Origin of the sequence: Aeromonas sp. ANP5 (genome assembly GCF_963870295.1) — a bacterium.
In the GTDB taxonomy this organism is placed as follows: domain Bacteria; phylum Pseudomonadota; class Gammaproteobacteria; order Enterobacterales; family Aeromonadaceae; genus Aeromonas; species Aeromonas veronii.
Window position 1 is genome coordinate 21,219 of sequence record NZ_CAWMRY010000025.1, and the last position, 17,876, is coordinate 39,094.

The window sequence follows — 17,876 nt, forward strand, 5'->3', positions numbered from 1 at the left end:
GCCACACTTATGGCCACCCTGATTCAGCCTGCGCCGTGAGTGGCCGATAACCGGGGAAACGGTGGTGCGGTGGGGTTCTGGCTGACAGATCTGTTGCAATATGCCAAGGTAGCGCCTCACGACAACAGCGCGATTCCCCGTGGTGGCGCGGGGCGGAAGAACAAGGATAACTGCTATGGTGCAGGACAGTGACACGATCAGGATCTCGGATGTCAGCGAGGCCGTGGTGCATGGCATTCTGGAGGTGACCAGCGATGGCATCTGGGATTGGCATGCCAATACCGGTTTTGTCTATCGCAACCCTGGCTGGTACCGGATGCTGGGTTACGAGCCTCACTCCCTCGGCAATACCGTCTTCACCTGGGAGAACGTGATCCACCCCGACGATCTGGCGGCAGTGATGGCGAAGTTCGATCTCTGCCTGAGCGGCAGTGCCCACGAATATCGCGCCGAGTACCGTTGCCGCTGCCGGGATGGCAGTTACCTCTGGATTGAGGATTGTGGCCGCATCATTGAGCGCAATCCCGACGGGTCTGTGGCGCGGATGATCGGCGCCCATCGCGATATCCACGCCAGCAAGTTGTTGCTGGAGCAGCTGGAGCGGCGCAATCAGTCGCTGGAGCAGCAGGTTGCCGAGCGTACCGCCGAGCTGGTGCGACTCAACGAGGCGCTGCAACAGAAAGCCGAGGAGAACCGTCTGCTGGCAGAGACCGATGCTCTGACCGGCTCCGCCAGTCGCTATCGGCTGGAGCGGGCGTTGCAGCTGGAGTGCGAGCGGGCGCGCCGCTTCCATCAGCCGTTTACGGTGATCGCCATGGATGTGGACAACTTCAAGCAGATCAATGACAGCTATGGCCACAATGCCGGGGATCAGACCCTGATCAACATAGTGGCGCTGGTGCGGCGTCATATCCGCGAGATCGATCTGCTGGCCCGCTGGGGTGGTGACGAGTTTATGGTGTTGTTGCCCAACACCGGCCGCGAGGATGCGCTGGTGGTGGCGAGCAAGTTTCAGGCCTTGATGGCGAGCGAGTCCATTTGCCCACACGCTCCCGCCACCATGAGCTTCGGGCTGGCGGAGTATCAGCAGGATGAGCAGAAAGAGAGCCTGATGGTGCGTGCCGATCGGGCGCTCTATCAGGCCAAGCAGCTGGGTAAAGACCAGATCTGCTAACGCGGGGTACGGAAAAAGAGCAGTAAAAAGGGCCGCAGGTTTGAAACCTGCGGCCCTTTTGTATTGTTACTGACGCGGCGCGACTTAGAAGTGGTAGCGCAGACCCAGCTTGAAGGTATCCAGAGAGTAGTGCTCGTCACCCAGGCTCAGGGCATCGAACTGGCGCTCGTAACCGATACCGGCAGAGAAGTGGTCGTTGAAGGCGTAGTCCAGACCCACTTCCAGATTGGGGTGTACCTTGCTCTTGGTTGCGCTCTTGCTTCCCTGACCGCTGAAACCGAGGAGGGTGGCGTTGCCGACAACTTCCACTTCGGTGCGGGTGTAGGCGATACCCGGTTTGGCATAGGCGCTGAAGCCCCAGGCCAGCGGCTGGCTCAGCTTGGCGGCCAGGCTGATGCTGCGGGTTTCGATGGTGGTGTCGGCAAAGCCGGTTGCAATCGGGGAGGTCACCCAAATCAGCTGATCCATCTGTTGGGCGTGCAGGCCACCTTCAACGGCCAACCAGGGTTTGAAGCTGTAACCCACGATCAGGCTGCCGCCGTCGAGCTGGTCGTCGATCACTTTGGCGTCATAGGCGTCTTTGGCAGCACCATCGAGATCCATCTTGGAGGTGGTCAGATCCAGACCTGCATACCAGCCTTCGGCATGGGCGCCGCCATTCATGGCCAGAGCAAGCAGGGAGAAAGCGGCAATTTTATTAAACTTGTTCATGGATAAATAACCTTGTGTTGCGTGAACTGCGTGTGATTTATATTGCTCAATCCATGAAGCTTTTTATATTTCCGTCATTGCTCTGCTCTCACAGAGGGGCCGCAGTATAGTCAGCACATTTTTGAATAACAAGAGAGTGATTTCCCCATTCTTCTAAATATGACTGGCTGCAAGCAGGGGCATTTTGTTTAATAAATGGTGTTATTAGAGTTTTAGCTTTATTGAGGTTTAAATAATTAACTGGTGAGGGAAATGACAGGCTGAGAGTTCGGTTTTGATTCTATGTGATTGATTTATATCGGCATTAAATTTTCATTCGAGCGTAGCCGTGATGAGTTGTCTAAAAATTGGCATCTCAGATGTCACTGATTGGCATCAGGTTCTTTTCGATGATTTTTTGAACGCCTCACAAGGTGAAACCGTGAGAAAAAAATCTATCTTTTTGCCTGTTTTTTGCTCTTTTTGAGGTTTGGGATTGTTCCCGCTGAGGGTTTTGGTGGTCTTTTGAGGCTGTTTTTGTGTGGGCCATGCTACCCATCAGATACGCGAATGGGCTCTTGTGGGTGGCTTTTCATTTCTCCCGGCAGCACTCGTTGGGGTGGGCGTGAGGTGTGATAAGCAGATATGGGTCGTGCGGCCTGATTAATTTTATTTGCTTATATGCACAAGCCATTTAAAAGATAGGTTTTTGGAATTATAAATAACTTGATTATATTCATTTTATATTTAATGAAGCTTTCCAATCAAGCCATTTAAATATATTGAATGGCAATGACACGGTATTGATGGTCGTTTAGGATACCTTGCCAGAGAGGTCGTGGTGGCTGGCGCATCAGTGGGCGGCGGGTGGCCTGTGACACTTCCCCTTGCCGGGGCCCTTGACCTGACCTGCGAATTCAGGGAAAAGAAAAGGGCGGTGCTATCAGCGCCGCCCAATGCCAGGAAAGAGAAAAAACCTTACGGTTTAAAAGATAAAAATTTGGAAGCAAACAATCGATTTCTCAACCAGGAAGGGTCTTGAATTCGATACGTTTCGATTATGCGCGATGTTCTATGCAGCACTAGCAAAATGTTTGCGGGTTGAAAGATATGCACTGTCTGGTGTCAGATTTTGCGACCTCATCGTTCAACTGGTCTGTCCTGATGGGCGTTGTAGGCGATTTTTTCTCTAGGCTGTTTTTTCGGTGTCAATATCTGAGCCTTGAAGGTAAAAACAGGTCAGAAGCTGACTCGGCATAACCATGCAATGAAAGTGCGATAACAAGGAAGAGTGGCATGACCTACAGCCAGACCCTGGCCAACAATATTCTCGACACCCTGAAGAAGACCCTGACCGACAAGGGGATCCGCTATCAGACCCTGGCAGAAGCCATGGGTGTCTCCATCGCGACCGTGAAACGGATGATGAACAAGCCCTCCCTGCCGTTCGATACTCTGCTGGAGATCTGCCATTTGGTGGGGCTCTCGTTCGAGGAGTTGCTGGATCGCACTCAGGACGCCCAGAGCCGCCGCGCCGTCTTCACCCAGGAGCAGGATGAGGCGTTTCACAACGAGCCGGGGCTCTACGCTTTTCTCGCCAATATCTTCTGGCGCGACAAGACGCTGATCGATCTCAAGCGGGAGTACGGCCTGACCGATGCCTCCTGCTACCTCTATCTGCGCAAGCTGGAGAAGCTCGGCATTTTGCAGCTCGGTATCGACAACAGTTACCACTTCCTCATCAGCGAGCGGATCAGCTTCGAGCAGCACAGCCGTTTCGCCCGTCAGCAGGCACGGCAGGCGATGTCGGTGCTGGGGGAGTATCTGGTGGAGAACATGCACAAGTCGAACAACTATATGGCGCTCTGCCAGCTGCACCTCAACGAGGGAGAGGCGATGGCGCTGATCGACCGGATGAAGGAGTACTGGCATCAGGAGATCAAGCTCAACCGCCCCGCCATCGGCCAGCAGGAGCACGCCAAGACCTACACCATGTCGCTGCAACTGGCCGACTGCGGCTACCAGAGCTTCGACGACATGATCCCCAATATCGACAACTGATCCCGGCGGATCCTGCGGGATCCGCTCTGTTGGCTGGAGTCTAATCGGCGACCCGGGTTTGTTGCAGCTTGCCTGCGAGCGGCTGCAATGCTCGCGTATCCAGACAGATGCGGATGGCATCCGGCCGCCAGTGCTCGATATCGCAATCCACCAGACCACCCCGCTCGTCATAGTTGACCCGCACCAGCCGCAGCACCGCGCTCCCCTCCGCCAGATTGAGGGCCCGAGCGATGGCGCCGCGCGCCGCCGAGGGGGTGATCTCGAGACTCGCCCCGCCCTGGCCTATGCCATAGCGCTGCTGATAGAGCTCGGTGAGGGAGCTGGCCAGCGGCGCGCTAGCGATATCGGGAAAGCGGCTCGCCAGCAGGTGGTGGCTGACATGAAGCACAGGTCGCCCATCGATCAGCCGCTGGCGGCGGATCTCATAAAGTGGGGTGAAGGGTTCCAACCCCATCCAGCGGCACAGCTCGCTGCTGGCAAGCTCGCTGCCGTGGGCCAGCACCCGGGTTTCGGCGGTGCGCTGCTGCTCGCCGATCCACTGGTGAAAGTGGGTGTGGATGGCGGGATCGTAGGTGAGGCGGGGTGGCGCCACAAACCAGCCGCGCCGCTCGGCACGGTAGATAAGGCCGTCCGCTTCGAGGCTGGAGAGCGCCTCCTTGATGGTGATGCGGGTGGTGGCGAAACGCTCGCTCAGGGCCCGTTCGGCGGGCAGCTGCTGCCCGGCCCCCAATTGGCCGCTGCCGATATAGCGGCGCAGGGTCTGGCAAATCTGTTCGCACTTGGAGGAGGAGCGGCCATCGGCCATGCTCTGTTCGTTCACTCTCTGCTCGCTCAATCTCGGCTTGGTCACACTCTTGTCCCTGTTGCTTATTCAGAAGGCGGGTGGTTGGCCAATCCCTTACTGGAATAGTCCAGCCTCACTCGGGTTCAGAGTTGTAACTGCTGTGGATGACAGCGCCATGACAGGGTGATTGTCATCAAACTGCCATTAAAGCGCCCCGCCACCGTCACAATTCCCCTCTAGCATCCCTCTCGAACCTTAACTGACCTAGTCCAGAGGGATGGGATGATGAAAAGCGTGATCGCAAGTGCACTGGCCATGGTGGCCATCAGCCAACCGTTTTTTGCCACAAATAGCTATGCAGCCGAAAATATCGCGGATCTCGAAAAGGCCGCCCGCGGTGAAGGCCAGCTCCACAGCATCGGCATGCCCGACAGCTGGGCCAACTGGAAGGATACCTGGCAGCAGCTGGGCAGCATCTACGGCATCAAGCATCAGGATACCGACATGAGCTCGGCGCAGGAGATCGCCAAGTTCGCCGCCGAGAAGGCCAACGCCACCGCCGATATCGGCGATGTGGGCGGCGCCTTCGGTCCGGTTGCGGTCAAGCAGGGGGTTACCCAGCCCTACAAGCCCTCCACCTGGGCTGATATTCCCAACTGGGCCAAGGACGCCGACGGTCACTGGATGCTGGCCTATACCGGCACCATCGCCTTCCTGATCAACAAGGATCTGGTCAAGGCAGCCCCCACCAGCTGGCAATCCCTGCTGGGTGGCGACTACAAGGTGACCCTGGGTGACGTGGGCGTTGCCTCTCAGGCCAACAACGGCGTGCTGGCGGCGGCCTATGCCACCGGTGGCAGCGAGAAGAATCTGAAACCTGCACTGGAGCTGTTCGGTCAGCTGGCCAAGCAGGGTCGTCTCTCCCTGAACGATCCCACCATCGCCAACATCGAGAAGGGTGAGGTGGAAGTGGGTGTGCTGTGGGACTTCAACGCCCTCAACTACCGCGACCAGATCGACCCCAAGAAGTTTGATGTGGTGATCCCGAGCGACGGCTCCGTCATCGCCGGTTATACCACCATCATCAACAAGTGGGCCAAGAACCCCAACGCCGCCAAACTGGCCCGTGAATACATCCTCTCCGATGCCGGTCAAATCAACCTGGCCCGTGGCTACGCTCGCCCGATCCGCAGCAACGTGACCCTGCCGGATGACGTGAAGGCCAAGCTGCTGCCGGCCGAGCAGTACGCCAATGCCAAGCCGGTGCAGGATCACGCCGCCTGGGAGCAGAGCTCCAAAGCCCTGCCGCGCCAGTGGCAAGAAACCGTCATGATCAACATGCAGTAAGGGAATCCAGTGCAACACAAGGTGATAGTGGTACTTGTGGATGGTCTGGCAGCCGAGGTAGCCCACACCATGGGCTACCTCGGTGGCATGGTGGAGGCGGGGCGGGGCCTGCATACGACCCTGAATGCTGCCCTGCCGTCTCTCTCCCGACCCCTCTACGAGTGCATCCTGACCGGCGTGCCGCCGGTGGTGAGCGGCATCACCCACAACGGGGTGAGTCGTCTCAGTCTGCATGACTCCATCTTCCATCTGGCCCGCGCCGCGGGTAAACGCACCGCAGCGGCGGCCTACCATTGGGTGAGCGAACTCTACAACCGCAGCCCATGGCTGGCTGCCCGTGATCGCTTTACTCACGACGAGCTGCTGCCGATCCAGCACGGCTGCTTCTACTGGGATGACAACTATCCCGACAGCCATCTGCTGATGGATGGCGAGTGGCTGCGCAGCCAGTACGATCCCGATTTTCTGCTGATCCACCCGATGGGGGTGGACGATGTGGGCCACAAGTTTGGCCTCGATTCCCGCCAGTACCGCAATCAGGCGCGCCGGATGGACAGCCTGCTGGCCGATCTGCTGCCCCAGTGGCTGGTGGAGGGATATCAGGTGGTGATCACCTCGGATCACGGCATGAACAACGATCTGAGCCACGGCGGCACCCTGCCGGAAGAGCGCACCGTGCCACTCTGGCTGTTTGGCGATGCCTTTATCGAGCGCTGGCCGGATGGGGTAGTGATCGCCCAGACCCAGCTCTGCGCCCTGATGGCCGATCTGCTGGGCATCCCCCACGACAAGCCGGCTGCGCCACCGCTGCTCAAGGCGGCCTTTATGCGCGAGGTGCACTGATGATGCCTGCCACCACCGAGATCCTCGCGGATCGACCCGTGGCAACCAAGCAGAAGGTGCGCCGCCACTGGCTGCCCGCATTGGTATTGCTGCCGTTTATCCTCTTGATGATCCTGTTCCAGCTCGCCCCCATGGTGTGGGTGCTGGTGGGCAGCTTTCAGACCCCCGATGGCTGGGGCCTCGACTACTACCGGGAGATTTTGAGCTCCCCCTTCTACCTGCAATCATTCGGTAACTCATTGCGTATCGCCGGTATCGCCAGTTTGGCGGGGCTTGCCATCGGCACTCTGGGGGCGGCGGCGCTGCGTCACAGCGGCGAGCGGGTCAAGCGGCTGCTGCTGGCCTTCGTCACCATGACCGGCAACTTCAGCGGGGTGCCGCTGGCATTCGCCTTCATCATCATTCTCGGCATCAACGGTGCGGTGACCCTGCTGCTGAAATCCTGGGGATTGATCGACGGCTTCAACCTCTACTCGGGCAGCGGCCTTATCCTCATCTACACCTACTTCCAGATCCCGCTTGCCCTGCTGCTGCTCTACCCGGCGTTCGATGCGCTGCAGGATGAGTGGCCACAGGCGGCCGCGCTGCTCGGCGCGAGCAAGCGCCAATATGTGTGGCACGTGGCGCTGCCGGTGCTGACACCTGCGCTGCTCGGCACCCTGATCATCCTGTTTGCCAACGCGGTGGGGGCCTATGCCTCTGCCTACGCCCTCACCACCGGCAACTTCAATCTGGTGACCATCCGGGTGGCCAGTCTGGTCTCCGGCGATATCTTCCTCGAACCCAATATGGCGGCGGCGCTGGCAGTGATCCTGATGGTGCTGCTGGGGGTGGTGACGGCCGCCAACCAGTGGCTGCTGAAAAAGAGCTATGTGAACAAGGGGCAATCCCATGCATGATTTGACGCCGCGCTGGCCCAAGTGGGTGCTGGGTGGGCTGGTCGCCACCCTGCTGCTGCCGCTGCTGGCCACGTTTCTCTACTCCATCTCCACCCGCTGGGGGGCGACCCTGCTGCCGGATGGCTTCACCCTCGACTGGTATCTCAAGCTGTGGGGCGACCCGCGCTTTCTGGCTGCATTTGGCCGCAGCCTCCTGGTCTGTTTCGCCACCCTGCTGCTGGGCACCCTGGTGCTGGTGCCGACCGTGCTGGTGGTGGCCTACTACTTCCCAAAGCTGGATCCCTGGATGAACCTGCTGATCCTGCTCCCTTTCGCGGTGCCACCTGTGGTCTCGTCAGTGGGGCTGCTGCAGATCTACGCCGATGGTGTTCTGCCCATTATCGGCACGCCGTGGATCCTGATCGGCACCTGGTTCACCGTGGTGCTCCCCTTCATGTACCGGGCACTGGCCAACAGCCTGCAAGGGGTACCGCTCAGGGATTTGATGGATGCCGCCCATCTGCTGGGGGCAAGTAGTCGGCGCGCCTTCCTGCTGGTGGTGATCCCTTGTCTGCGCAAGGGATTGCTGGCGGCGCTGTTTCTCTCTCTCTCCTTCCTGCTCGGCGAGTTCGTGTTTGCCAATATGCTGGTGGGCACCCGTTACGAGACCCTGCAGGTCTACCTCTACAACATGCGCGCTACTTCGGGCCACTTCACCAGTGCGCTGGTGATGAGCTACTTCCTGCTGACCCTGCTGCTCACCTGGGCGGCCAACAGATTTCATCGGTGATCCAAGATGTTTCATTTAGAAGTCAATCAGTTGCACAAATCCTACGGCGATACGCCGGTGTTCGAGGGGATCGAATTCGGCATTCGCAAGGGGGAGCTGGTGACTTTGCTCGGCCCCTCCGGCTGCGGCAAATCGACCCTGCTGCGGGCGCTGGCCGGGCTCACCCCAGTGGATGGTGGTCAGGTGCGGGTGGCCGGTGAAGATATCACCTGGCAGGAGCCCCAGAAGCGGGGCATCGGCATGGTGTTCCAGAGCTATGCGCTGTTCCCCAACATGACGGTGTGGGACAACGTCGCCTTCGGCCTCAAGATGAAACCCCAGCCGGGACGGGATCTGGCCGCCAGCGTGCAGGAGGCATTGGCGCTGGTGGAGCTGACCGGTTTCGAGCGCCGCTATCCGGCCGAGCTCTCCGGCGGCCAGCGCCAGCGGGTGGCGCTGGCCCGGGCGTTGGTGGTGCAGCCGCGGATCCTGCTGCTGGACGAGCCGCTCTCGGCGCTGGATGCCCGCATCCGCCGCAGCCTGCGCCAGCAGATCCGCGAGATCCAGCAGCGCCTTGAGCTCACCACCATCTTCGTGACCCACGATCAGGAGGAGGCGCTCACCATGTCGGATCGGATCTTCCTGATGAACAAGGGGTCCATCGTCCAGAGCGGCACGCCGGAGGAGATCTACACCCGCCCCGCCAGCGAGTTTGTGGCGAGCTTTATCGGCAACTACAACCTGCTTGGCGCCGAGCAGGGCAAGTCGCTGTTTGGCCCCCGTTTTCAGGGCAAGCTGGCGCTGCGGCCAGAGTCCATCACCCTGCTGCCCGCCGGGGCGAGCAGCAGCGAACCCAGCCTGCCCGGCATCGTTCGTCAGCAACAGCTGCTCGGCAACGTGATCCGCTATCAGGTGGAGTGCGAGGCGGGGCTGTTGACGGTGGATTGCCTCAACCGCTCGGCTGGCGATCTGCTGGCCACCGGCAGTGCCGTGACTCTGGCGGTGGCCCGGGATCAACTCTGTGAGGTAGCATGACGCCTCGTTTCATTTTCGTTGTTACCGCAAGGAGCCCTCATGGCACTGGCACTGTTTGATCTGGACGAAACCCTGATTGCGGGGGATTCCGCCAGCCTCTGGCTGGAGTACATGGTGGCCGAGGAGCTGGCGCCCGCCAGCATGATCGCGGAGGAGCAGGCCATGATGTCCCTCTACCATCAGGGCAAGATGGATATGCACCAGTACATGGCCTTCACCCTGCAACCGCTGGCGGGCAAGACGCGCCAGTGGCTCGACTCGCTCTGTGCCCGCTTTGCCGAGCAGGTGCTGCGTGAGCGCCTCTACCCCGAGGGGTTGGCGCGTATCGAATGGCATCGGGAGCGGGGCGACGATCTGGTGCTCATCTCCGCCTCCGGCGAGCATCTGGTGGCCCCCATGGCGAAGATGCTGGGGATGGATCACTGCGTCGCCATTTTGCTCGATGAGGAGGAGGGGATGCTGACCGGCCAGACCCGCGGCACCCTCAGCTTTCGCGAGGGCAAGGTGGCCCGCATAAACCAGCTGTTTGCAGGCAGGGACCACCTCTGGCAGGGGAGCTTTGGCTACAGCGACTCCCACAACGATCTGCCCATGCTGCGGGCGGTGAGCCATCCCCATGCGGTCAATCCTGCCCCCGCGCTGCGTCAGCAGGCCGAGGAGCTGGGCTGGCCGGTGTGGGAGTGGCAGCGCTGAGCCGCGCGCCACACAGGCTTAACGTGCGGCAAGAAGCACGAAAAACAAAGAGAGAGGCAGGAGCCTCTCTCTTTGTTTTTGCGGACAGCGTTGTGGATGAGGCTGGCCGCTGGGGCTACCCTTCGTTGGTTTGTTGTCGGGGCTCGCCAAAGGCGGGAATGTCCTCCTCGGCACTCTGGTGAGGGGCGTGGCGCAGCGGGAAGCAGATACGGTTTTTCCCCTCCCGCTTGGCCTGGTAGACCCCCTTGTCGGCCAGCTCCACCAGTTCTTTGGCCGAGAGCCCGGAGCGGCTGAAAGCCACCCCGCCGCTGATGGTGATGGTGAGATCGGGTTCGCGCCACTCCAGCTGCTCCACCCCGAGCCGGAACGCTTCCAGCAGGGAGGGGAGCATCGGCTGCTCTTCGCCGTAACGGAAGATCAGCACCAGCTCCTCGCCGCCATAGCGGCAGAACCAGCCCCACTCGTGGAACAGATTCATGCCCAGCTTGCTCACCCGCTTGAGCACCACATCCCCTGCCTGATGGCCATGGGTATCGTTGACTCGCTTGAAATCATCCAGATCGAACATCACCACCCCGAAGGGGGCGCCACTGTTGAGCTGCTTCTGCAGGCACTCGTCGAAGAAGCGGCGGTTGTAGAGCCCGGTGAGCTTGTCCTGATGGGCTTGCAGGCGGATCTGGGCAAAGTCCTGGCTGGCGGCATCCATCTCTTCATAGACCTTGGCCAGCTCCAGCATACGGCGGCCGTTGTAGGCGATACCGCCAGAGCGGCTGGCGCGGATCAGCAGGGTGATCTCCCCCAGCATGCGGCGGAAGTAGCGGGACCAGAGCAGGGCCAGCAGCAGATAGAGAATGCAGGCGACGGCAATCATCAACTGCACGTTGATGGAGACGCTGTCGATCACCTGCTGCATGCTGGCAGTCGGCTCGACGCTGAGCAGGATCCAGCGCTGCTCGGGGATGCGGTAGTAGGAGACCATCAGGCCGCTGGCATCATCGAGGAAAAAGCCCTGCGGCTGTTGCATCCGGGCCAGCCAGTCGGGGTGAGCGAGGGGTTTGAATACCCGTTCACGATCCGGATGGGCCAGCACCAGCCCGTCATGGTTGAGCAGGATCTGATAACCATTGCCCAGATGGTGACTCTGATCATGCCGACTGTTTAGCCAGCTGGCGAGGGGGGTGAGCTGGGTATCCAGCGAGAGTACGCCAACCCGCTTGCCGTCAGGATCTTCAATCACCCTGGCCAGCGCCATAGTGAGAGTGCCCAAGGTGTAGTCGTAATAAGGATCAGTCCAGACAATCTGTCCGGGATGGCTGGATGCCAGCAGATACCAGGGGCGGGTTCTGGGATCGAACTTCTCGTCGGCCTGCCAGGAGGGGTGGATCAGCATCTTGCGATGCTCGGTGCCCACGTAGACGTAATCGAGCTCCATCACCTTGTGATAGGCCTGCCATTGCTGCAGGTAGCGCTCGCCGTTAAGGATCTCAGGGCCGCTGAAATCCCGATAATTTACCTGCTGATAAATGAGCGTAAACTGGCGTTTGAGGGTCGCCAGATAGGGTTCGATCAGGGTATGGAAATACTGGGTGTTGCGAGCAATCAGATATTGTTGCTGCTCGTGGCGCAGGGTGCGCTCCATATGCAGGTAGTAGATGCTGCCGAGCAGCAACACAGGGATAAAGAGCAAGAGGAGGCCCAGCCGCATGCGGGTGATCAAAGACCAAGTGTTCTTGGGCTTGGCGGGGGACATGAACAGATCCTTTTCGTCTCGGGTGACACCAGCATATATGATGCGGTGCGGCTCGTCTAAAGGCAGAAAATGAGATGTTTCCGATGCTGAACCACACTCTGCTCTCAATGATTCATTATGGCAGCATAGCGGTGCTGATCCTTGCCCTCTGTGTCGAGTATCTGATCTTTCGGCGCGGCCTGAACATGCTGCGAGTGCGCCGCCTGCTGTTGGCAGATGGGGTGGCGGCGCTGGCGCTCTTCTCCATCTTTGCCACCGGGTGTCTACTGGCCCTCGAGCATGCCAACTCGGTGGTGCAGATCTTTGCCCATCCTGCCCACGGCCTCAAGATGGGGCTGTTTCTGCTTATTGTCGGCTCCCTCGTTTATCCCAGCCGCCTCTTCTATCGCTGGCGTCGCGCCCTGCGTCTGGGCAAGGCGCCGATGATCTCCATCCAGCAGCACTTCCGGGTGGTGTGGATCCTGCGGGGCAATCTGCTACTGATTGCCCTGTTGGCCGTGTTCACCAAGCCCTCGCTGCTGTAACACTCGCGGTGCTCAAAAGCAGTGCGATGCAGCGCGTTGAGAGCGAGAGCGAAGACAAAGAGTGGAGACAAGAGGATAGGGAGGCGGGTATCTTGGATCGGGTAACCCGTCACGCGCCGATTTAAGGAAGAATCGCCATGCGCTCCAATCTGATGTTGCTGATGGCTGCCACCATCTGGGGTATGGGCTTTGTCGCCCAGCGCCTCGGGATGGATCACATGGGGCCCTATACCTTCAATGGCCTGCGCTTTCTGCTCGGCGCCCTCTCCCTGCTGCCGCTGCTCTGGTGGCTCAAATCCCGACAACCTGTTGCCATCGCGAGCGACCATCGCCAACTGCTGATCGGTGGTGTGCTGGCCGGGCTGGTGCTGTTCTGTGCCGCCTCCCTGCAGCAGGTGGGGCTGCTTTATACCACGGCCGCCAAGGCCGGTTTCATCACCGGGCTCTACATCATTCTGGTGCCGGTACTGGGGCTGCTGCTGCGCCACAAGAGCGGACTCAATACCTGGATTGGTGCCCTGATTGCTCTGACGGGCCTCTATGTGTTGAGCGTCACCGACGAGTTCACCATCGGCTTTGGCGATCTGTTGCAGGTGGTCGGCGCCCTGTTCTGGGCCGTTCACCTGCTGCTGGTGGATCACTACTCCAACCGGGTTGCTCCCATCAAGCTCGCCGGGGTGCAGTTCGTGGTGTGCGGCCTGCTCAGCCTCGCCACTGCTTTTGTTATCGAAAGCCCGACTGTTAGCGGCGCCGTGGCCGGTTGGCAGGCGCTGCTCTACGCCGGGCTGGTGTCGGTCGGGGTGGGTTATACCCTGCAGGTGGTGGGGCAGCGTGGCGCCCATCCGGCCCATGCCGCCATCATCCTCAGTCTGGAGACCGTCTTTGCTGCCGTGGGGGGCGTGTTGCTGTTGGGTGAGACGCTGGACGAGCGCGCCATCGCCGGTTGCGCCCTGATGTTGGCGGGAATGCTCATCTCCCAGATCCGGCTGCGCTGGTGGTGGAAGTCGCGCCGGGACAAGGTGCCTGCGACCAAGTAAACCGCGCTCGCTGCATAACAAAACGCCCCGACAGTCGGGGCGTTTTGCATGATGGCGATTTGGATCAGGGGCGCTGATCCAGCTCGCGCTCCAGCTCCATGGCTTTCTGACGGGCCGGATGGGTATTGAGGCGCTGCCAGTAGGCTTGCAGGTGCGGGAAGTGGGCCAGCTGACCATTTTGCGCCAGCAGATCCACCAGGAAGGAGTTCATGATGTCGGCGCCGGAGAGGCGATCCCCCACCAAGTAGCGGCGATTCGCCAGTACCTCATTGAGGTAGCCCAGCACCTTGGCACACTCGGCCTTGGCATAGTCCGGCAGGAAGCGCATCGGGCTACCATCTTTGCGCACAAACATATCCAGCAGCAGCGGCAGGATGCCGGAGCTCTCGGCAAAGTGGAGCCACTGCAGATATTCGGGATACTCCGGGCTATCTGGTGCCGGTGCCAGCCGATCGGCGGCGTAGCGGGCGATCAGGTACTCGGTGATGGCGCCCGATTCCGCCAGCACCCGGCCGTTGAACTCGATGACCGGCGACTTGCCGAGAGGGTGAATGGCTTTGAGCTCGGGCGGTGCCAGAAAGGTGGCGGCATCGCGCTGATACGCCTTGATCTCATAGGGCTGGCCCAGCTCTTCGAGCAGCCAGATGATGCGCTGGGAGCGGGATTTGTTCAGGTGGTGCAGGACTATCATAACGACCTCGATTCGGTGGCAGGAAAGTGTGTACGAACGGGCAAGGGGGGCGGTTCACCGGCAGTAAAAAAAGAGCGGGCTGATGCCCGCTCGCTCAACGCCCGACTCAGGCCTCCAGCGCCTGATCCAGATCCGCCAGAATGTCCTCGATCGCCTCGATCCCTACCGACAGCCGGATCATCTCCGGTTTCACGCCAGCCTTGGCCTGCTCCTCCTCGCTCAGCTGGCGATGGGTGGTGGAGGCCGGATGGCAGGCCAGCGACTTGGCGTCGCCGATATTGACCAGCCGCTTGAAGATCTTCAGCGCATCGTAGAAGCGCACCCCCGCCTCGTAGCCATCCTTCAGACCGAACGAGAGGATGGCCGAGGGGCGGCCGGCCATGTACTTCTCCGCCAGCAGATAGTGCGGGTGACCCGGCAGACCGGCGTAGCTGACCCAGGCCACCTTGGGGTGATGCTTGAGGTGGTTGGCAACCCGCAGGGCGTTATCCACGTGGCGCTCCATGCGCAGGCTCAGGGTCTCCAGCCCTTGCAGCAGCAGGAAGGCGTTCATCGGCGCCAGCGCCGCGCCGGTATTGCGCAGGGGCACTGTGCGTACCCGCCCGATAAAGGCCGCCGGGCCAAAGGCCTCGGTATAGACCACCCCGTGGTAGGAGGGTTCGGGTTTGGTCAGCTGGGGGAAGCGCTCGGCGTGATCCGCCCAGGGGAACTTGCCCGAGTCGACCACCACGCCACCCAGCGAGTTGCCGTGGCCGCCGACATATTTGGTGAGGCTGTGGACCACGATGTCGGCGCCGTGTTCGATGGGCTTGCAGAGCACCGGGGTGGCGACCGTGTTGTCGACGATGAGCGGCACACCACGGGCGTGGGCGGCCTTGGCCAGCGCGGCCAGATCGACGATGTTGCCCGCCGGGTTGCCGATGCTCTCGCAGTAGACTGCCTTGGTCTTGTCGTCGATCAGGGCGGCGATGGCTTCGGCGCTGTCATCCTTGGCGAAGCGCACCTCGACCCCGAAACTCGGCAGCATGTGGGCGAACAAGGTGTAGGTGCCGCCATAGAGCTGGGGCGTGGAGACGATGTTGTCACCGGCGGCGGTCAGCGCCTGAATGGCGTAGGTGATGGCGGCGGAACCTGCCGAGACCACCAGCGCGGCGATCCCCCCTTCCAGCGCGGCCATCCGCTGCTCCAGCACATCGTTGGTGGGGTTCATGATGCGGGTGTAGATGTTGCCCGGCACCGCCAGATTGAACAGATCCGCCCCGTGCTGGGCGCTCTCGAACTCGTAGGCCACCGTCTGGTAGATGGGCACGGCGACGGCTTTGGTGGTGGGGTCGTTGGAAAAGCCGTGGTGCAAGGCCAGGGTCGCATCTTTCATCACACACTCCTTGTTGGATGTTGCTTATGGCAGTTATAGATGGATAGACGTCCAATCTATCAGGCCCGTGGCCGATGTAAACAGCAAGATCCGGCAAAGCAATGTCGCCCGCAGGGGATGCGCGTCCCGAGTGGTTGGTATGGCCCGCACTCAGAGGCGACGGCGATACTCCTTGTCATCGATCTGGTTCATATCCCACTGCATCAGGCGGTTGAGCTGCTGCATGGGATCCTCGATAAGTGGCAGCGGGCGCGGCAGGATCCGCTTGAAGTAACGGCGCAAGGTCTGCTGGATCCGGTTCGGTTTGATGGGGTTGGCGTGGCTCATGATGGTGCTCCTCTGCTGTGGTTATCACGTTCATCAGCAGTATTGAGCTAAAATGCGGAAGTAAAAACTGATGACTTATAGCAACAGGATTTCCTCTTTTATGCCAACCGGTCGCCTCTACCAGCAATTTCAACGACTCGCCCAGCTGCTTGGCAGCGACGAGCGGGAGATCAGCCTCGCCGAGGTGGCGGATCTGCTCTGCTGCACCCCGCGCAACGCTCGCCTGCTGCTGCGGCGGATGCAGGATCAGGGCTGGCTCAGCTGGTCGGCGGAAGCGGGGCGGGGGCGGCGCTCCCGACTCACCCTGCTCGACAGTCAGGAGAGCCTGACCCGGCGCCGCTTGCGGGATCTGCTCAGTCAGGGACAGCTGGCGCAGGCGGTGCGGCTGGCCGAGGATCGCCTCGATCTGCTCACCCCGCTGCTGATCGAACAGCTCGGTCAGGCCACCCGCGAGGGGCGCCAGATCCTGCGGGTGCCATACTATCGCCCGTTGCCGCAGTTGCTGCCCACCGGCCCGATGCGCCGCTCCGAAATTCACCTGAGCCGCCAGATCTTCAACGGCCTCACCCGGCGAAATGAGGAAAATGGGGAAATCGAAGGGGATCTGGCCCACCACTGGGAGTGTCTGGGCCCTTGCCACTGGCGTTTCTATCTGCGCCCGGCGGTGCGCTTTCACCACGGTCGCGAGCTGGTGGTGGAGGATGTGATGGAGAGTCTGCTGGCTTTGCGGGATCGCCCGCTGTTCGCCCATCTGGACCGGCTGGAGAGCCCCTGGCCGCGCACCCTGGATCTCTATCTCGACAGCCCGGATCCCTGGCTGCCCCACCTGCTGGCCGAACCGGTTGCGACCATTTTGCCGCGGGAGCTCAAGGGGGAGGCAGGCTTTGCCCTGCAACCGGTGGGCACCGGCCCCTACCGGGTGGCCGCCAACGATCCCCTGCATCTTTGCCTTGCGGCGTTTGACGACTACTTCGGCCTGCGCGCCCTGCTCGACGAGATCGATATCTGGATGCTGCCGGAGCTGGCGGAGCGGCTGGAGACCCACCTGCAGCTGGGGCGCGACAGCCCTGAGCTCGGCACCATGCGCGGCGAATCGGAGCTGGAGTCGGGCTGCTACTTCCTGCTGCAGGATGATCGTTCCGGATCCTTGCAGGATCCCGCCCTGCGGCAGTGGCTGGGCCAGCTGCTCAATCCGGTAACCCTGATGGGGCGGGTCGCCCCCGAGTTGCAACGGGGCTGGACCAGCGCCCTCGGCCTGCTGCCCCACTGGCGCGAAGCACTGCCCGCCCCCTTGCCCACACCGGCGCAGTTGCCGACGACCTTGGTGCTGGCCTGTTTCAACCAGCATCTGGAGTTCAACGAGTGCGCCAACGCCATGAGCAGCCTGCTGGCCGAACAGGGGATCCGGCTGGAGGTGCGCACCCTCGATTACGGCCGCTGGGTGAGTGGCGAGGATGAAGACGTGGATCTCTGGCTCGGCACCCTCAATCTCGAACATGCCGGCCCTTTTGCCCCCTACGCCTGGCTGCAGGGCACCCCGTTGCTGCGCAAAGTGTGGAGCAGTCAGCATGAGTTGTGGCAGGGCTTGATGCAGTGGCGGGCCAGCGGTGCCGAGCCTGGCCCCCGCGCCCTGCTGGCAAGGGTGCAGCAGCAGAGCTGGTTTGTGCCGCTGTTTCACCACTGGCTGGAGCTGGAGAGCCGGGTCGGCGTGCACGGGGTGCGGATGACAGCGCTCGGCTGGTTCGATTTTCGCAGCGCCTGGCTGCGGCCGGAACCGTCCCATCAGCCCGCAGAGGCGCCATAGTTCGTCCAATTTCTGTCGCGGCTGACGGGCGTTCCGTGGCCGCTTGCGTGAAAGATCCGTAAATCGGCCGCTGCTGCACAGTTTGTGTCACGCC

General features: G+C 61.0%; 17 protein-coding genes. 11 read left to right on the forward strand and 6 right to left on the reverse strand.

Translation table 11 applies throughout. The features are described 5' to 3' along the window. Positions 1–175: 175 nt before the first annotated feature. Positions 176–1,174 carry a sensor domain-containing diguanylate cyclase gene (locus tag AACT07_RS14545; protein ID WP_069528473.1) on the forward strand — a complete coding sequence of 333 codons (999 nt, stop codon included), beginning with the start codon at positions 176–178 and terminating at the stop codon, positions 1,172–1,174. 84 nt (positions 1,175–1,258) lie between these two features. On the opposite strand, the gene AACT07_RS14550 is transcribed toward AACT07_RS14545, so the two are convergent. Beyond that, positions 1,259–1,885 carry a porin family protein gene (locus tag AACT07_RS14550; RefSeq protein WP_069528474.1) on the reverse strand — a complete coding sequence of 209 codons (627 nt, stop codon included), beginning with the start codon at positions 1,883–1,885 and terminating at the stop codon, positions 1,259–1,261. Positions 1,886–3,160: 1,275 nt separating this feature from the next. Between AACT07_RS14550 and AACT07_RS14555 the strand changes: the two genes are divergently transcribed. Continuing rightward, positions 3,161–3,925, forward strand: a complete 765-nt coding sequence (locus tag AACT07_RS14555; protein WP_005336490.1) for a helix-turn-helix domain-containing protein — start codon at positions 3,161–3,163, stop codon at positions 3,923–3,925. 40 nt (positions 3,926–3,965) lie between these two features. On the opposite strand, the gene AACT07_RS14560 is transcribed toward AACT07_RS14555, so the two are convergent. Then, positions 3,966–4,730, reverse strand: coding sequence for a UTRA domain-containing protein (locus AACT07_RS14560; RefSeq protein ID WP_058057086.1), 765 nt, complete (start codon positions 4,728–4,730; stop codon positions 3,966–3,968). A gap of 264 nt (positions 4,731–4,994) precedes the next feature. On the opposite strand from AACT07_RS14560, the gene AACT07_RS14565 reads away from it, so the two are divergent. Genes AACT07_RS14565 through AACT07_RS14590 form a run of 6 tightly spaced genes read left to right on the forward strand, consistent with a single transcriptional unit; the run spans position 4,995 to position 10,274 of the window. Beyond that, the gene (locus tag AACT07_RS14565) at positions 4,995–6,056 is read left to right on the forward strand and encodes an ABC transporter substrate-binding protein (RefSeq protein ID WP_069528475.1); all 1,062 of its coding nucleotides are present in this window, start codon (positions 4,995–4,997) and stop codon (positions 6,054–6,056) included. A 9-nt stretch (positions 6,057–6,065) separates the two neighbouring features. Next, on the forward strand, positions 6,066–6,899 hold the full coding sequence (locus AACT07_RS14570) for an alkaline phosphatase family protein (protein WP_069528476.1): 834 nt from the start codon (positions 6,066–6,068) through the stop codon (positions 6,897–6,899). Beyond that, complete coding sequence (locus AACT07_RS14575) at positions 6,899–7,798, forward strand: ABC transporter permease (RefSeq protein ID WP_069528478.1); 900 nt, start codon at positions 6,899–6,901, stop codon at positions 7,796–7,798. Before AACT07_RS14570 ends, AACT07_RS14575 begins: the two co-directional genes overlap by 1 nt. Then, complete coding sequence (locus AACT07_RS14580; protein WP_005355251.1) at positions 7,791–8,567, forward strand: ABC transporter permease; 777 nt, start codon at positions 7,791–7,793, stop codon at positions 8,565–8,567. Before AACT07_RS14575 ends, AACT07_RS14580 begins: the two co-directional genes overlap by 8 nt. A 6-nt stretch (positions 8,568–8,573) precedes the next feature. Then, complete coding sequence (locus AACT07_RS14585) at positions 8,574–9,581, forward strand: ABC transporter ATP-binding protein (protein ID WP_069528479.1); 1,008 nt, start codon at positions 8,574–8,576, stop codon at positions 9,579–9,581. Positions 9,582–9,620: 39 nt separating this feature from the next. Then, positions 9,621–10,274 (forward strand): HAD family hydrolase, encoded by a 654-nt coding sequence (locus AACT07_RS14590; RefSeq protein WP_005356809.1) that lies wholly within the window; start codon positions 9,621–9,623, stop codon positions 10,272–10,274. A 115-nt stretch (positions 10,275–10,389) separates the two neighbouring features. Here the strand turns inward: AACT07_RS14590 and AACT07_RS14595 are convergent, their stop codons facing one another. Further along, positions 10,390–12,024 (reverse strand): sensor domain-containing diguanylate cyclase, encoded by a 1,635-nt coding sequence (locus AACT07_RS14595; RefSeq protein ID WP_069528480.1) that lies wholly within the window; start codon positions 12,022–12,024, stop codon positions 10,390–10,392. A gap of 83 nt (positions 12,025–12,107) precedes the next feature. Between AACT07_RS14595 and AACT07_RS14600 the strand changes: the two genes are divergently transcribed. Both AACT07_RS14600 and AACT07_RS14605 read left to right on the forward strand, forming a co-directional pair. After that, positions 12,108–12,548 carry a DUF2214 family protein gene (locus AACT07_RS14600; protein WP_069528481.1) on the forward strand — a complete coding sequence of 147 codons (441 nt, stop codon included), beginning with the start codon at positions 12,108–12,110 and terminating at the stop codon, positions 12,546–12,548. A gap of 137 nt (positions 12,549–12,685) precedes the next feature. Beyond that, positions 12,686–13,585, forward strand: coding sequence for a DMT family transporter (locus AACT07_RS14605; protein WP_069528482.1), 900 nt, complete (start codon positions 12,686–12,688; stop codon positions 13,583–13,585). Between the two features lie 64 nt (positions 13,586–13,649). Here the strand turns inward: AACT07_RS14605 and AACT07_RS14610 are convergent, their stop codons facing one another. The 3 genes from AACT07_RS14610 to AACT07_RS14620 all read right to left on the reverse strand — a co-directional run bounded on the left by AACT07_RS14610 (position 13,650) and on the right by AACT07_RS14620 (position 15,978). Then, a complete protein-coding gene (locus AACT07_RS14610) occupies positions 13,650–14,276 on the reverse strand; it encodes a glutathione S-transferase family protein (protein ID WP_069528489.1) in 627 nt (208 codons plus the stop codon). Between the two features lie 106 nt (positions 14,277–14,382). Next, complete coding sequence (locus tag AACT07_RS14615) at positions 14,383–15,651, reverse strand: O-acetylhomoserine aminocarboxypropyltransferase/cysteine synthase family protein (protein ID WP_042053440.1); 1,269 nt, start codon at positions 15,649–15,651, stop codon at positions 14,383–14,385. 150 nt (positions 15,652–15,801) lie between these two features. Then, entirely contained in the window at positions 15,802–15,978 is a 177-nt protein-coding gene (locus tag AACT07_RS14620) for a hypothetical protein (RefSeq protein ID WP_005355239.1), read from the reverse strand. A gap of 100 nt (positions 15,979–16,078) precedes the next feature. Here AACT07_RS14620 and sgrR point away from each other — a divergent pair, with 100 nt between their 5' ends. Beyond that, the gene (gene sgrR, locus AACT07_RS14625; RefSeq protein ID WP_069528496.1) at positions 16,079–17,782 is read left to right on the forward strand and encodes an HTH-type transcriptional regulator SgrR; all 1,704 of its coding nucleotides are present in this window, start codon (positions 16,079–16,081) and stop codon (positions 17,780–17,782) included. Positions 17,783–17,876 lie beyond the last annotated feature (94 nt).

Coding starts and splice junctions, on each gene's coding strand:
- AACT07_RS14545 (WP_069528473.1), top strand. CDS start 176: ATGGTGCAGGACAGTGACACGATCAGGATCTCGGATGTCAGCGAGGCC.
- AACT07_RS14550 (WP_069528474.1), bottom strand. CDS start 1,885: ATGAACAAGTTTAATAAAATTGCCGCTTTCTCCCTGCTTGCTCTGGCC.
- AACT07_RS14555 (WP_005336490.1), top strand. CDS start 3,161: ATGACCTACAGCCAGACCCTGGCCAACAATATTCTCGACACCCTGAAG.
- AACT07_RS14560 (WP_058057086.1), bottom strand. CDS start 4,730: ATGGCCGATGGCCGCTCCTCCTCCAAGTGCGAACAGATTTGCCAGACC.
- AACT07_RS14565 (WP_069528475.1), top strand. CDS start 4,995: ATGAAAAGCGTGATCGCAAGTGCACTGGCCATGGTGGCCATCAGCCAA.
- AACT07_RS14575 (WP_069528478.1), top strand. CDS start 6,899: ATGATGCCTGCCACCACCGAGATCCTCGCGGATCGACCCGTGGCAACC.
- AACT07_RS14580 (WP_005355251.1), top strand. CDS start 7,791: ATGCATGATTTGACGCCGCGCTGGCCCAAGTGGGTGCTGGGTGGGCTG.
- AACT07_RS14585 (WP_069528479.1), top strand. CDS start 8,574: ATGTTTCATTTAGAAGTCAATCAGTTGCACAAATCCTACGGCGATACG.
- AACT07_RS14590 (WP_005356809.1), top strand. CDS start 9,621: ATGGCACTGGCACTGTTTGATCTGGACGAAACCCTGATTGCGGGGGAT.
- AACT07_RS14595 (WP_069528480.1), bottom strand. CDS start 12,024: ATGTCCCCCGCCAAGCCCAAGAACACTTGGTCTTTGATCACCCGCATG.
- AACT07_RS14600 (WP_069528481.1), top strand. CDS start 12,108: ATGCTGAACCACACTCTGCTCTCAATGATTCATTATGGCAGCATAGCG.
- AACT07_RS14605 (WP_069528482.1), top strand. CDS start 12,686: ATGCGCTCCAATCTGATGTTGCTGATGGCTGCCACCATCTGGGGTATG.
- AACT07_RS14610 (WP_069528489.1), bottom strand. CDS start 14,276: ATGATAGTCCTGCACCACCTGAACAAATCCCGCTCCCAGCGCATCATC.
- AACT07_RS14615 (WP_042053440.1), bottom strand. CDS start 15,651: ATGAAAGATGCGACCCTGGCCTTGCACCACGGCTTTTCCAACGACCCC.
- AACT07_RS14620 (WP_005355239.1), bottom strand. CDS start 15,978: ATGAGCCACGCCAACCCCATCAAACCGAACCGGATCCAGCAGACCTTG.
- sgrR (WP_069528496.1), top strand. CDS start 16,079: ATGCCAACCGGTCGCCTCTACCAGCAATTTCAACGACTCGCCCAGCTG.